The 13,809-nt window shown below is 34.2% G+C and carries 12 protein-coding genes; 6 read left to right on the top strand and 6 right to left on the bottom strand.

Annotated features, from left to right (window positions below; all coding sequences use genetic code 11):
* Positions 1 to 22: 22 nt before the first annotated feature.
* The 3 genes from ACONDI_RS10280 (at position 23) to ACONDI_RS10270 (ending at position 5,054) form a co-directional block, all read left to right on the top strand.
* Complete coding sequence (locus ACONDI_RS10280; RefSeq protein WP_241078457.1) at positions 23 to 2,188, top strand: bifunctional diguanylate cyclase/phosphodiesterase; 2,166 nt, start codon at positions 23 to 25, stop codon at positions 2,186 to 2,188.
* Between the two features lie 159 nt (positions 2,189 to 2,347).
* Positions 2,348 to 3,838 (top strand): FAD-binding oxidoreductase, encoded by a 1,491-nt coding sequence (locus tag ACONDI_RS10275; protein WP_241078456.1) that lies wholly within the window; start codon positions 2,348 to 2,350, stop codon positions 3,836 to 3,838.
* Positions 3,839 to 3,902: 64 nt separating this feature from the next.
* Positions 3,903 to 5,054, top strand: coding sequence for an MFS transporter (locus ACONDI_RS10270; protein ID WP_241078455.1), 1,152 nt, complete (start codon positions 3,903 to 3,905; stop codon positions 5,052 to 5,054).
* Between the two features lie 101 nt (positions 5,055 to 5,155).
* Here ACONDI_RS10270 and ACONDI_RS10265 read toward each other — a convergent pair whose 3' ends face one another.
* The 3 genes from ACONDI_RS10265 to ACONDI_RS10255 form a co-directional block, all read right to left on the bottom strand.
* The gene (locus tag ACONDI_RS10265; protein WP_241078454.1) at positions 5,156 to 5,683 is read right to left on the bottom strand and encodes a nitroreductase family protein; all 528 of its coding nucleotides are present in this window, start codon (positions 5,681 to 5,683) and stop codon (positions 5,156 to 5,158) included.
* A 126-nt stretch (positions 5,684 to 5,809) separates the two neighbouring features.
* Complete coding sequence (locus ACONDI_RS10260) at positions 5,810 to 6,163, bottom strand: ATP-binding protein (RefSeq protein ID WP_241078453.1); 354 nt, start codon at positions 6,161 to 6,163, stop codon at positions 5,810 to 5,812.
* A gap of 1 nt (position 6,164) precedes the next feature.
* Positions 6,165 to 7,403: a DUF1576 domain-containing protein gene (locus ACONDI_RS10255; RefSeq protein ID WP_241078452.1), complete on the bottom strand. Its 1,239-nt coding sequence runs from the start codon at positions 7,401 to 7,403 to the stop codon at positions 6,165 to 6,167.
* Positions 7,404 to 7,615: 212 nt separating this feature from the next.
* On the opposite strand from ACONDI_RS10255, the gene ACONDI_RS10250 reads away from it, so the two are divergent.
* From ACONDI_RS10250 to ACONDI_RS10240, 3 genes are all read left to right on the top strand, one after another.
* Positions 7,616 to 8,425, top strand: a complete 810-nt coding sequence (locus ACONDI_RS10250; RefSeq protein ID WP_241078451.1) for a hypothetical protein — start codon at positions 7,616 to 7,618, stop codon at positions 8,423 to 8,425.
* Positions 8,426 to 8,588: 163 nt separating this feature from the next.
* A complete protein-coding gene (locus ACONDI_RS10245; RefSeq protein WP_241080949.1) occupies positions 8,589 to 8,795 on the top strand; it encodes a PLDc N-terminal domain-containing protein in 207 nt (68 codons plus the stop codon).
* A gap of 107 nt (positions 8,796 to 8,902) precedes the next feature.
* Positions 8,903 to 9,406 (top strand): flavodoxin domain-containing protein, encoded by a 504-nt coding sequence (locus tag ACONDI_RS10240; protein WP_241078450.1) that lies wholly within the window; start codon positions 8,903 to 8,905, stop codon positions 9,404 to 9,406.
* A gap of 96 nt (positions 9,407 to 9,502) precedes the next feature.
* Here ACONDI_RS10240 and ACONDI_RS10235 read toward each other — a convergent pair whose 3' ends face one another.
* The 3 genes from ACONDI_RS10235 to ACONDI_RS10225 form a co-directional block, all read right to left on the bottom strand.
* On the bottom strand, positions 9,503 to 11,047 hold the full coding sequence (locus ACONDI_RS10235) for a GGDEF domain-containing protein (protein ID WP_241078449.1): 1,545 nt from the start codon (positions 11,045 to 11,047) through the stop codon (positions 9,503 to 9,505).
* A gap of 33 nt (positions 11,048 to 11,080) precedes the next feature.
* Entirely contained in the window at positions 11,081 to 13,150 is a 2,070-nt protein-coding gene (locus tag ACONDI_RS10230) for a molybdopterin-dependent oxidoreductase (RefSeq protein WP_241078448.1), read from the bottom strand.
* 89 nt (positions 13,151 to 13,239) lie between these two features.
* Positions 13,240 to 13,782 carry a hypothetical protein gene (locus tag ACONDI_RS10225; RefSeq protein ID WP_241078447.1) on the bottom strand — a complete coding sequence of 181 codons (543 nt, stop codon included), beginning with the start codon at positions 13,780 to 13,782 and terminating at the stop codon, positions 13,240 to 13,242.
* Positions 13,783 to 13,809: the final 27 nt, after the last annotated feature.

The following is a 13,809-nucleotide window of genomic DNA, read 5'->3' as shown; positions in this document are numbered from 1 at the left end:
TGTTGAATGGGATGTGAACATTATGATTAATAAAAATGATGATCAAAAAATCTATCCTAATATTGATAATGAACATTATTATATTCATAGACCAACTAATGTCACTGTATTCATAGTAGCTTTATCTTTTTTATTTACAGTAGCTATGTTGATCTTTGGTCCTTCCTACGTACTCGAAGATTATGATTTGTACTTGCTTCTTCACAATATAACTGAACTGTTTTCTATAATTGTATCAGTAATGGTCTTTAGCATTGGATGGCATGCTTATACTAGAGAAAGGGACGTAAATATAATTATTATAGCCTGTGTTTTTTTAATGGTAGGATTGTTTGACTTAGGCCATACCTTGTCTTTTCCCGGTATGCCAGACTTCATAACGCCTAATAATACCCATAAGATGCTATTATTTTGGCTTGCGGCTCGGTTCGCTGCAGCTGTTGGACTATTAACTGCTGTGATCTTGCCTTGGAAGCCCTTAAAGAAAAGTTTGTCAAAATATATATTTTTAATTATTACCTTAATAGTTACTTTGTTGATGTATGGATTAATATTATACTATCCTGGTATTTTCCCGCCTACCTATATAGAAAATATAGGTCTAACATCTTTCAAAATTGGTATAGAATATATAATCATTGGAATCCATGTAGCAACTTTATTGGCTTTAGTTTTGATGCGTAATATGCCACAGCCTTATGATAAAGTAAACTTACTTGCAGCTGTGTCAGTTATGGCTCTAAGCAGCTTTTTATTTACTTTATATAAAGATGTAAGTGAAATCTATAATATTGTAGGTCATATATTTAAGATTATAGCCTATGTATTTATTTATAAGGCTATTTTTATTAGTAGTGTAAAATATCCATATAAAAAGCTTAGGGAAAGTGCTTATTATGACTTTTTGACTGGACTACCTAATAAGATAAAGTTTTATGATGATTTGCGTGATATGATTAAACAGGCCTCTGAACATGGTAATGAAGGTTCGTTATTTTTCGTAGACTTAGACAGGTTCAAGAATATAAATGACACATTAGGTCACAAAGTTGGCGATATACTGCTTAAAAATGTTTCTCTTAGATTAGAAACTGTTATGAAAAACTATTCAGAGAACCAAAATATCTATAGGTTTGGCGGGGACATTTTTGTAATTATTATTAAAGGCCAAGAAAATGCCAAGCCAATTGCACATTCTATATTAAATGTCTTTCAGGAACACTTTGAAGTTAATAACTATCAACTAAATTTGTCAGCTAGTGTAGGGATAGGTTTTTATCCACAGCATGCAGATGATTTAGATAAGCTGATCAGTAACGCTGACCTGGCACTTCACGAGGCAAAATCAAAAGGGAAAAATAGAATTCAAATATTTTCTCCTGAAATGAGAGAGAAAGTTGAAAAAAGACTAACAATTGAAAGGGAGCTTGTCAGAGCTCTAGATAATAATGATTTTGCATTATATTATCAGCCACAGATAGATACGAGAACAATGGAAATAATTGGTGTAGAAACGTTAGTACGCTGGTATCACTCTGAATGGGGTATTGTTTCTCCAGGAGACTTTATACCTGTAGCTGAAGATTCAGGGTTTATAATCCCTCTTGGCAGATGGGTTTTGGAGAATGCCTGTTTGCAGAACAAAGAATGGCAGGAAAATGGCTTTGCCTGTCTTAATATTGCAGTAAATGTATCTGCTAAGCAATTCTATCACGGGGATTTTGTCCAAATGGTCAAGGATGTACTTAACCAAACTGGCTTAGAAGCTAGATACTTGGAGTTAGAAATAACTGAAAGTGTAGCTATGTATAATTTGGAAACTGCATTAGAAAAACTGAACGAGTTGAAAAAATTAGGGATTAATGTATCGATAGATGACTTTGGAATTGAATACTCCTCCCTTAACAGTTTCAAAAATTTTCCCATCAGCAAATTAAAGATTGACCAGAGCTTTATCCATCAAATGATAGATAGTCAAAAAGACTCTGCTATTACAAAAGCTATAATATCTATGGCAAAAAGTTTGAATGTTGATGTAATAGCAGAAGGAGTAGAAGAAGAAAAGCATATTGAGTTATTAACCCAATATGGTTGTTACCTAGCCCAAGGGTATTTGTTCAGTAAGCCTCTACCTCGAAATGATTTTGAACCTATTTTTAGAATGGGGAAAGTTGAGAATATTGTTTGAAATATACACTGATAAGATTAAATTTATAGATTTATCAGGTTACTTTGTTCAGGATTAATTGTTAGGATTAATATTTGACAAATAAGTGGAAATCTTATATTATAAATATACCCCCTGGGGGTACAAGGCAAGGGGGAATCAAACTTGGAGGTATTAATTATGAAAAGTCCTGAATTTTATATTAAAGCAAATAGAACTTTTACTAGCATAAGAAAGACAGCATGGATAGTAACCGTTGCAGTTGCAATAGGGGGGCAATTTTTCCCACCGATTGGTCTTATTGTTCCATTTATAATGATAGCTTTGATGGCAATGAGTTTTTTCAAAGGAAGGTACTGGTGTGGTAATTTTTGTCCTCATGGTAGTTTTTATGACTTTATAATATTACCATTCACCAGGAACAAAAATATACCGGGAATTTTACGGTCAAAAGTTGTGTTGGTATTATTCTTTTTATTCTTCATGTATAACTTTACAGGTAATTTTATTAATGCATTTAAGAATATTGGAGAGATTTCACTTATATATAGTGCAGGCTCAATATTTTCAAACACTTATTTGATGGTGTTAATATTCGGAGGAATATTAGGTATTCTTTTTAGTTCAAGGGCTTGGTGCCACTTTTGCCCAATGGGTACAATTCAGATAATCTTTTACAAATTAGGCAAAGCCATTGGTGCCACTAAAAAGACAGACGAAAAAGTTACCGCCGAGCATTCTGAGCTATGTCACTCCTGCGGTATGTGTTCAAGGGTATGTCCTATGCAGTTAGCCCCTTACAAATCTTTTAAAGGTGATAATAACCAGTATCATGAAGAAAAATGTATCAGGTGCTATACCTGTGTAGAAAACTGTCCAGCAGGAATATTAGAAATTACTAATGAAGAAAAAGCAAAGGACAGTAAAGAAAATGCTGACCTGACTGGGTTTGAAGAGAGCACTTATTACAAAGGTGAGATAACAAAAATAAGAGACTTAACAGAAGATATTAAAGAATACAATATCAAATTGAATAAACCAGAAAAAATGAACCTTGTTCCAGGACAGTTTGTAATAATTAAAATAGATGCCAACGAAGAACTATATAGGGCTTACAGCGTTTCCTCAATTAACGAAAAAGGAGACGAAATAAGTTTAACTATCAAGAAGTTAGAAGATGGTTATGGAACAAATATTATTTTTAACAAATTTAGAGAAGGCGATGAAGTAGAGCTCAAAGGCCCTATGGGTAAAGAACTAATGATAGACCAAAAAGCAGCTAAGTTATTATTTGTAGCTAATGGTATAGGGATTACCCCTTTTGCTGCTGCTTCTAAGACTTTGTTAGAATATAAAGATAAGTATAATTTTGATGGAGAGATCACTCTTTTATATGGGGCGAGATATGAGAAAGATCTAATCTACGATGATCTTTTTACTGAACTTGACTCTAAACATTATAACTTTAATTACCATAGAACACTCTCAAGAGAAGACAAAGAAAATATTCCTAATGGCTATGTGACAGAAATTCTAAAAGAGATTGATATAGCTCCAAACACAGTAGTTTATATATGTGGGACAAAAGCTATGGCTGACGATGTGACAAAAATACTTGAAGAAAAAGGTCTATCAAAAGAAGCTATACATTACGAAAATTTTGTAGCTTAATGAATAACCTGCATTCAAAAGTTTAGTATTGTTAGTATGCAGGCAAATATAAAGGAGTGGTATCATGCAAGAAAAACACAAAAAAATGTTATTAATACTAGGGATAATCGCCTTTTTTGCAAACGGTGATAACTATGCTGCAGCACCGCTACTTCCGGACATAGCTAGAGATCTTGATATTAGTATTTCCCAGGCTGCGTTTTCGGTAACTGCTTACATGGCTTCATTTGGGCTTTTTACGATAATATTTGGGCCGTTAGGTGATAGATTTGGGAAGTCCAAAATTATAAATATTGCTGCCTTTGGTACTGCGATTTTTAGTACCTTGGCTGCTTTTTCTTTTAACCTTCCATCTTTAATAATTCTAAGAGGAATTAACGGAGCTTTTGCAGCGGGTATTTTTCCCGTTACTATGGCACTTATAGGCGAGACTTTCTCTGATGAACACAGGCAAAACGCAATAGGAAAAGTAATGGGAATGATGTTTATGGGAGCGGCTTCAGCTACTGCCCTTGGTGGAGCTTTGGCTTATTTAGGCAACTGGAGACTGGTATATGGCTTTTATGGAATTGCCGAGCTTGTAACAGCCCTTATTATGATAAAAGTTCTAGTAAAAAGTAAGGGTGTAGTAGATGAATTAAAATATCGAGAGGTCTATGGAAAAGCATTTGGTAACAAGTTATTATTAAAAACTGTTGGAACTATATTCATTATAGGATTTGCTATATTTGGAAGCTTCACATATGCAGGTAGTTATGTTGAAGAACAGACTGGTTTAAATCTTTTGATGGTGGGCGTAATTCTGTCATCATTTGGAGCAGCTACAGTTTTGGGTGGTAGAAAAGCCAGCTGGTTTAGAGAAAAAGCTAAAGATAAATACTTTATTTTTGCAGGTATCTTGGGCAGTATATCTTTATTATTACTTTCAATATCAAGCTCTGTCTTTACTTTAATAATCTTCTTGTTTGGCTTTGGCTTATCTTTTGTATTACTTCAATCATCAATGATTATGCGTGCTCAACAGGTGATGCCTCAGCTAAAAGGAACGGCCATGTCCTTAGCATCTTTTAATATGTTTGTAGGAGGAGCTGTAGGAACATTTACAAATGGGATAATATTAGATGCAACAAGGATGAGTAATATATTTTTATTAGCTGGGGTTATAATGTTTTTCGTAGCTTTTTTAACTACAAGAGTAGTGCTTAAGCCTTTATAAGTCGTGGTTTTGACCAACTTAGGGGTAAGGGACCCTAACCCAAAAACTTTAATTACTTTGGGAACGGTCCCTTATTTTTTTAGAGAGTCTAACTTAACTTACTAGCTCCACTCTTCTTCTGATACAATTTCTGTTAGTTCTTTTCTTTGGGGCATTTTTGATTCTTTGGCAGGATAGCCAAGAGGTGTTACTGAGACGATTTCCAAATCTTCAGGAACTTTACACGCGTTTCTAATTTTATCTTCATCTTCTATCCATGCTATCCAGCAGGTGCCAAGGCCTTCAGCGTGGGCTGCTAACATTAACTGCTGCATGGAGATACCGCAGTCTAGTAAGTAATATTCTTTTCCGTTCATATTGCCGGACTCTTCTGGATTAGCACACTGTACTATAACGACTGGAGCGTCAGCCAATGATTTCGCTGCTGGGTTTTTTTCTGGGATTGCAGCTTGTAATTCTTTCTTTTTGTTATCGTCTTTTACTACAATATAGCGCCAGCACTGTTTGTTTGCCCATGAAGGTGCAATTCTTGCTGCTTCCAATATTTTATTAAGTTTATCCTCAGGGACTTGATCTTCTGTGTACTTTCTTACACTTCGCCTATTTTGAAGCGCAGAATAGATATCCATGATTCATTCCCCCTTGTTAGTAATTAATTCTATCTAACCCTGACATTAATTATATCATACAAATTATACCTACCATACAGTTCGATAGGCCTAAAGTTAAACTAGTTTTTAACTGTTAGAATTAGTTTATCGGCACTCTTTTTTCCTAATAATTTTAATTTCGGTACCTTTACCTTTTTTGGAATTGATATAAAAATCATCAGTCATCATTCCTATCATAGAAAGCCCAAAGTCTCCACTACTGTGTCCAACTAGATTGCCATAATACTCTTCTATTTCGCAACGACGGGGCATAGACAATGCTTCTTTAACATGTTCTAAGGTTTTATCATCCATACCTTCTCCATTATCCTTAATATATATCTCAAAGTGATCATCTTTTTCTTCTATTTTCGCCTCTAAAATTTTGGCTCCAGCTTTCATCGAGTTACGAATAAGCTCATCTAATATGCCTTTTATTTTTCTCCATTCAGGCCCCATATTAATCGCCCCTCTCTAAATTTTTAATTAGACCTGCCATAATTGTAGCAACAATACCTCCTGCAAAGCCATTATTATATAAGTTGAGACCACCGTGTAGGTAACCTACGTTCATAACCATCGAAATATGCAATCCTCCTGTTATTATCCCTAGCAAAGGACCGTATGTCCCTGATATAGGTGAGAGAGTGGTGCCAAATAATACTCCTAGTACAGGTCCAGGTTCTGTTGGATGCCATTTGAATAATAACAGAGATATATATGCCCCAAGCATAATGGGTAAGATGTTTTTGCTGTGCTTCCCAAAAGCTCCAAATCCTATCATAGTGAATATACCCGCAAGACTTGGGCCATTAATTTCTGCGCCAATAAGGAGTAAATATATTATTCCCCAAATTCCTACAGCACCCATATTAATAAAAGTAGCTCCAAAACCTCTTTGCTCTACAAAGTCAGATACAAGAGCTCCCGACATCTTATGGATTTTAAAAAAAGAGCTAAAACTTCCCCTGCTATATATTAATCCAACTAAAGTCATGGAAGCTATGTATACTAGGAAGAAAGGTAATACTGTAGAAGTATATCCTTCGCCCCATATTAATACCAATTCTTTGTCATACCCAAATCCTCTAAAAATACCTGTAAAAAGTGTTCCTATAAAGCCGGCAGTAAATCCAATGTTATATAGATTAAGTCCTTGATGAGCACTTAATAGATGGCCTGCCAGGGGTGGAACCAAAAATCCTGCTATAATGCCGGTCAATATCCCACCTATTATCCCTAACTCTAAAGCAACTGCAGTACTTGTTACGATAGGGGCAAGGGCGGTCCCAAATAATGCGTTTAAAAGATAATGCGTAAAAGTATCTTTCATATATTTTGAATACAAGAAAACCCCAAGAATAATTGGCCAAATATTAATAATAGTTTTGCCCAAAAAAGAGAATCCGGCCATTGTAAAAACTGCTGCTATCACCGGACCTCTAATATTTACCTGGCAAAGCTTTGTAATTACTATCCCGCTTAAGCCAACAAGTCCTGCATTAACAAGAGAAATACCAACACTACCAACGACAAAAAAGTCAGTTATCAAAACTGAAGGTGCTATTGAAATATTATACAGATCCTGTATAAAACTTTTTTCAAAGCCATACCAAAAACCGGCTCCGATGAGGATAAACATATAAAAAGCTATTACTACTGAGACTTTAGAAAGATTTATTCTAAGCAAATTGGTCAATTATTATCACCCCGTTATATAATTTAATTAAATGTGTAAGCCATTATAATTTTAAATATTTAGAATAATTAATTCTAAAACAAACAAAAAAAACCTGCCAATTATGTCGTATAACAGAGGAATTGTAATATAAAAACAGAAGTTATGAGTTATAGTGTTTTATATTGCACTAGAATCACGTTTGTATTTTTATCAAATAGGGGGGAAAGGTCATGGATGAAATAGTTAAAGAATTAAAAGAAAGTATTTCAAGGTTGGCTGAGAGAGATGACGCCAATTTTATTGATGGGCAGACAAATATTTATGATGTACCTATAGTCGGAGTGACCAAAACTGATGACCCACTTTTTAAAAAGTTTAAAGAAGATGAGAGTATTATTGGTGATATATTCTGTATGCCCGAAGAATGGTTGTCTGGAGCAAAGTCAGTAATATCATACTTCTTACCCTTTAGTGAAAAAGTAAAAAGTTCAAATTATTCTGATGGTCCTTGTTCAACGGAGTGGCTTCATGCTAGATTTCAAGGTGAAGAATTCAATAATAATGTCAGGCGATTGATAATTGAGGAAATTCAGATTAGAGGCGGAGAAGCTGTGGGGCCATTACTTGAGGAAAAATTTTTCAAGGATTTTGAGGTGTATACTAGCAACTGGTCAGAGAGACATGTAGCTTATATTGCAGGACTTGGTACTTTTAGTCATTCTAGAAGCTTGATCACAGCAAAAGGAACAGCAGGGCGTTTTGGAAGTATAATCACAGATCTGGAATTAATACCTACCAAAAGAGAATATGATGATCCATATTCCTATTGTCCATATACCACAGAAGGAAAGTGTGGAAAATGTATAGATCGCTGCCCGGCCGGTGCTATATCTAAGGAAACTAAAGATAAATCGATCTGTGCTAAGCATCTATTAGAAACAGATTTGACTAAAAAAGAAAGAGAAGAATTTGGCTATCCCTACAGCCCTTGTGGCAAATGTCAGACTAAAGTACCTTGTGAATCCGGGATTCCAAAGTAAAATAATTCAAAAATAAAAATTAATTAATGTTATTAACTGCAGAAAAGATGATATAATTAATATAAACAAACCAAATCGAGGTACATTAAAGTAATATTAAATGCAATATGAAATATAGTTAAGCTTTATCACAGTTATGAGAGGAGCTGAAGTTACTTTGAGGATGTTAGCATTACCCTTTTTTCTAGCTTTTGCACTAGGGATACTTGTGCTAAATGTTATCACAAGTATCTGGGCATACAGAGACGCATTAAGCAAAGGAAACAGCAAAGAGTATTCAATGCTTGTGTTAATAGCTACTTTGTTTTTCCCGGTGATTGGGCTTATCGTATATTTAATTATCAGGCATGATTATGAGCCTGGCAGGTAACAAGGTGATAAATAGTGAATAATTTGGAAAAAATATAATTAGAATGATCAAAATGATGACGTTCAAATAGTGATTTGCAAAAATATATCAGAATGGGGATAGAAAAGATGAAAACCGTTATATTGTATGCAACTAAATATGGTTGTACTGAGAAAGCAGCTGCTAAATTGACAGAAAAGATTTCAGAGCAAATTAGTAGTGATGTAACAAAAGTAAACCTAAAAACACAAGAAACGCCTGATCTTATTGAATTTGATTGTATTATCTTAGGTGGTTCTATCTATGCTGGAAGGATTCAAAAAGAGATTAAAGAATTAATTCAGCAAAGTGGCTACTTAATCAAAGAAAAGCCCTTGGGATTATTCGTGTGTTGTGGTTTTCAAGATAAGGCAATGGAACAGATGAAAGAAGCATTTGGTGAGCTTTATGATAGTGCTAGAGTCAAAGAATATTTTGGGGCTATGTTTAATACAGAAAAAATGAATTTTGCAGAAAAACTTATTGTAAAAGTTGTTTCTAGGTCCGATAAAGCTAAACCACCTGGTATAATTGAAGAAAACATAGATGAATTTGTAGGAAAATTAACTGCTGAAATGGCAATAAGAAGTTAGTTTTTATCGGCAAATCAATCGTTTGAACTTTTAGGGGACAGCCCTCAACTTTTAACTTTTTTTAGGGTTGTCCCTGTCTTTTTTGGTTTGGAAAGTTTAATATATTTCGTAATCGGAACTTCCAGGTATTTTGTTTTTCTTGGCTTTATACATGGCAGAGTCTGCCTTTTGTAATAGCTCTTCTGGATGGACAGCATCATTTGGGAAAACACTTATACCTATACTTGCTTCTATATTAATTTCAATATCATTTATAATTGCAGGATAACTAAAGAGATCTTTGATTTTATTTGCTATTGTTTCGACGTCCCTATTAGATGATAATCCATTGATAAGGACTAAAAACTCGTCTCCACCTGCTCTTGTAACCATATCATTTTTTCTTAATGAGCTCTTTAACCTCTTTGCTACTTCTTTCAAAACAATATCTCCTGCTTCATGTCCGTGGGTGTCATTGATATATTTAAAACTATTAAGATCTATAAAAGTTACAGCAACTAATTCATTATTGGTATTATTATTTATTAATTTGCTTAAATAATTCATGAAATGTTTTCTGCTTACAAGACCTGTCAGAGGATCAGAAGAAGCAACTTTTTCTGTATGATTTATAAGGTAATTAAGTGAAAAAGTAAAAGCCACAAAAACTATGGAAATAATCGTGATCTTTGCTATAAACAAGTTTCGTTCTCTTAGTAATTCTTTTTCGGTTATACTATCATCATAGGTTATTCCTACTACGTAAGAACTCCACCAATCAAGTTGTGCTTTTTGCTCATCATTATATTCATCATCAAAATAGTTTAAATAAGGTATAAATTCAAGGGATTTTTCCGTTTGAGTAGTATGATTGTAATTGCTACTGACGACCTGGATAGAGTTTGATGAAATTGCTTTTGACACAAGATCTCTTTCCCTAGTTGATATACTATCTGTATCTAAATAAAGACCACCCTCTTGACTAACAAGTCCTATCTCACTACCATCTTCATTAAACTTATAAAATAAAATATCTTCGATTAGATCATATTCTTCTTTGATTATTTCAGCATTAGAAAAGATATTAAGCTCTTTTAAAGCCGGAAAGTACTTTGATATATCAATGCTTAATTCAAAAAGATATTTGTTATCAGGAGTTGGGATGTAGCTGTATTTTTTGATTTTGCCAGTGGTAGGAGATATATCTAGTCTGTCAGAGATAAAGTTATTCCCTTCTAACCTTTCTTGTAACAGTGCTGCAAAGCTTGGAAAATCAGAAAAATCCAACCCCAAATCTTCTGCAAAAGTTGTCTTAATTATCTTTAGCTCTTTATCTAAAATATAGATATCATATTTTTCAAATTGATCTTTTAAATCCTCTAAATTCCAGGTAAGAATATCTGAGTTATGGTTGTATTTTTCAAGCATTAGTATTGAATTTTGCTCCATCTCATTGTTTAAATATTTTTCTAGAATATCAAAACTGTTATCTGCATACCTTAAAGATTCAAGTATATTTATTTTTACCAGGTTTTTTTGGAAAGTGTTTTTTTCAATGATTATACTTCTTGTGTTTATATAACTTAAATAAAATAGATATGTTATGAACACAAAAGTTAAAACTACAAAAATATTTTTATACTTTACTAAAAAGTTTTTCACTTAACATTCCTGCTTTCATATGGTGGTTTGATTTTAACGCCCGCTTTCAATCTCAACAAATGTTGAAAAGAATACAGCTCCCCTCCCTCGAGGAGATAGCTTGTCATAAGTTAGCTCATTTAAGTTTTTGCCGCCAGGACAGTAGGAGGGTCCCCAGATACTCTCGCCAATTAGCACCCCAGGCATTGACACATCAGAAACTTTAGCTTCAATATCTATATCTCCATATTCATTCTTCAATGTTATCATCTCGCCTGAAATAATCCCTAGTTTTTTTGCATCATTTGGGTGTATCTTCACTGTTGGGTTTTTAGCTTTGTTTCTAAGACTATCTACTTCATTGAAAGTTGAGTTAAGAAAATAATGATTAGGTGGGCTTACCAGACGAAAACTGTTAGTGCTGCTAACATTAATCGTTTCAATGTCCACATCAGTGTCATATTTAAAAGCAGGGAGAGGGTCTAACCCGTCATTTTCTCTTCTGTTAGAATAAAATTCAATTTTTCCTGAAGGAGTTGAAAAAATCCCCCCTATATCTTTTAGGTAATTGCCGGTTATATTTAATTTGAAAAAGCCATTTTCTTTTAGCTTATCAAATGTTAAACCCTCAAGATAAGGACTTTCAGAATCTATAATCTCTTTTATAACGTCCTCTTCAGTTTGATAAAAGCACTCTTCTCCAAATCCCATCTTTTGTGCAAGTTCTTTGAATATATCGAAATTTGATTTAGATTCATAAAGAGGAGGTATTTTTGCCTCTCCAAGTTGAAGATATGTGTGCCAGTATGATTTGTATATATCTGTATGCTCAAAGAATGTAGTGGTAGGAAGTACAACGTCAGCGTAAGCTGCAGTATCGGTCATAAACTGCTCTATTACCACAGTGAAAAGATCTTCTCTTTTTAACCCCTCACGGATAAGCCTTCCGGCTGGAGCTGATGCCATGGGATTTGCACTGTATACTACTAGACTTTTTATAGGTGGGTCATCAACTTTTAGAAGGGCATGGCCAAGCTGATTCATGTTGATTTTTCTTGTTTCTTTTGGTAGTAGGTCTTCTCTATACAAAGATCTGCTATTTAATTTGAAATACCCGCCGTTACTTCTAATTGCACCTCCACCTTTGTATTTCCAGGAGCCTGTTAGAGCAGGAAGGCAGGTGATGTTTCTGACAGTCAAATCTCCGTTAAGATAATGCTGTGGTCCGTTGCCAATCATGATAAAAGAATGGGGGTTATTTGCGTATTCATGGGCAAGCCATCTGATAGTCTTTATATCTATACCGGTTATTTTAGAAACATATTCTGCAGGATAATCTTTAACCCTTTCACTTAACTTGTCAAAACCATAGGTCCATCTATCTACAAAATCTTTATCATATAGCTCTTCATTTATAATAATATTTATCAAACCAAGGGCAAGAGCCCCGTCAGTAGCAGGATTTATTTTAATAAAATGATCAGATTTTTTGGCGGTAAGATTTTCGTAGACATCAATGCAGATAACACTGCCGCCTTTTTGAGAGACACTTTTGGCATAAGCCATCTGATGGATACCTGTTGTTGCAGAATTAGCCCCCCATAGAATCATCAGGTCCACTTCTTTGGTATTCTCTGGATCAGTTGCACACAGATCTCCCATGACGTCTTTGAAAGCTTCTTTTCCTGCTTCAGAACAGATAGTTCTTTCTAGTTTACTTGCGCCTAACTTATGAAAAAATCTACGGTCCATGCCTTCGGAGTTTAACATTCCCATAGTACCTTTGTAGCTATAGGGTAGTATGGCTTCACTTCCCCATTTTTCTATGATTTCTTTAAAATTATTTACGATAATATCAAGGGCTTCATCCCACTCTATCTCTTCGAAATTTTCTTTATTTCCCTTTGTACCAATCCTCTTAAGTGGTTTTTTTAGTCTTTTTTTGCTGTAGGTTCTATCAAGATAGCGATAGGCCTTGTTACAGAGAAACCCTTTGGTAATGGGGTGCTCTTTGTTTCCCGATATTTTGGTTAATTTATTATTCTCTTTGGTTACATTTATGCTGCATACATCCGGGCAGTCTCTTGGGCATACTGCTGGATTTTTGACCTCCATATCACACATATTTATAACCTCCAAAATTAATTATAGAGAACTTAAATATCTGAATTATATCTATATTTCTGCAACCGGATGCACATTTCCTATCTGAATTAAATTTCTGTTTCAGTAACTTCTCTCCAGTTGTCAAATTTTTCTTTCACAATATCATAGGTATCATAACATCTATCTGGAAGCCAGCCTCCAAGCATTCTTTTAGCTTGTGAAAAACCTTTTTCGAACGCTTCTTCTAAAAGATCAATTTTGTTATTATCATCGCCTGCTAAGTTTTTGGCAAAGTTTATAATCCTCTCTGCTATTTCTTTTGAAGAAGGGAAAGTATTTGTATCCTCGATATTTTTTTCTAAGTGTAACTCACTAGTTTCGATTTCGATATTCAAAGTGCTGCTCTGTATATAAATATATTCAGTGCTTTTGTCTTGAAACATTTTGATCTTGTTTTGGGTGAAGCTTAAATTAGCATAAGTGTTAGAAGTCTTTAAAAGTGTCTTTTCTCCTTTGTTATTAGGAAAAACTTGTTTTGAAGCTAATGAAGTTTTTTGATATTTTAACTTTGTACTTTGAAACTTGATCATATCTACCATACTTGAACTCGAGCCTGATTCTTTGTTAAGGTTTAGCTTCGAATTAATCAACTATTTTCACCTCACTTTCATCTGGTT

The sequence above is a fragment of the Natranaerofaba carboxydovora genome (assembly GCF_022539405.1).
GTDB lineage: Bacteria > Bacillota > Natranaerobiia > Natranaerobiales > Natranaerofabaceae > Natranaerofaba > Natranaerofaba carboxydovora.
The sequence above is the reverse complement of the archived record's forward strand: the minus strand, read 5'-3'. Positions and strand labels throughout refer to the sequence as shown.

Bases quoted from the DNA above. Each gene is read 5' to 3' on its own strand.
- ACONDI_RS10280 (WP_241078457.1), top strand. From the start codon at position 23: ATGATTAATAAAAATGATGATCAAAAAATCTATCCTAATATTGATAAT.
- ACONDI_RS10275 (WP_241078456.1), top strand. From the start codon at position 2,348: ATGAAAAGTCCTGAATTTTATATTAAAGCAAATAGAACTTTTACTAGC.
- ACONDI_RS10270 (WP_241078455.1), top strand. From the start codon at position 3,903: ATGCAAGAAAAACACAAAAAAATGTTATTAATACTAGGGATAATCGCC.
- ACONDI_RS10265 (WP_241078454.1), bottom strand. From the start codon at position 5,683: ATGGATATCTATTCTGCGCTTCAAAATAGGCGAAGTGTAAGAAAGTAC.
- ACONDI_RS10260 (WP_241078453.1), bottom strand. From the start codon at position 6,163: ATGGGGCCTGAATGGAGAAAAATAAAAGGCATATTAGATGAGCTTATT.
- ACONDI_RS10250 (WP_241078451.1), top strand. From the start codon at position 7,616: ATGGATGAAATAGTTAAAGAATTAAAAGAAAGTATTTCAAGGTTGGCT.
- ACONDI_RS10245 (WP_241080949.1), top strand. From the start codon at position 8,589: ATGTTAGCATTACCCTTTTTTCTAGCTTTTGCACTAGGGATACTTGTG.
- ACONDI_RS10240 (WP_241078450.1), top strand. From the start codon at position 8,903: ATGAAAACCGTTATATTGTATGCAACTAAATATGGTTGTACTGAGAAA.
- ACONDI_RS10230 (WP_241078448.1), bottom strand. From the start codon at position 13,150: ATGTGTGATATGGAGGTCAAAAATCCAGCAGTATGCCCAAGAGACTGC.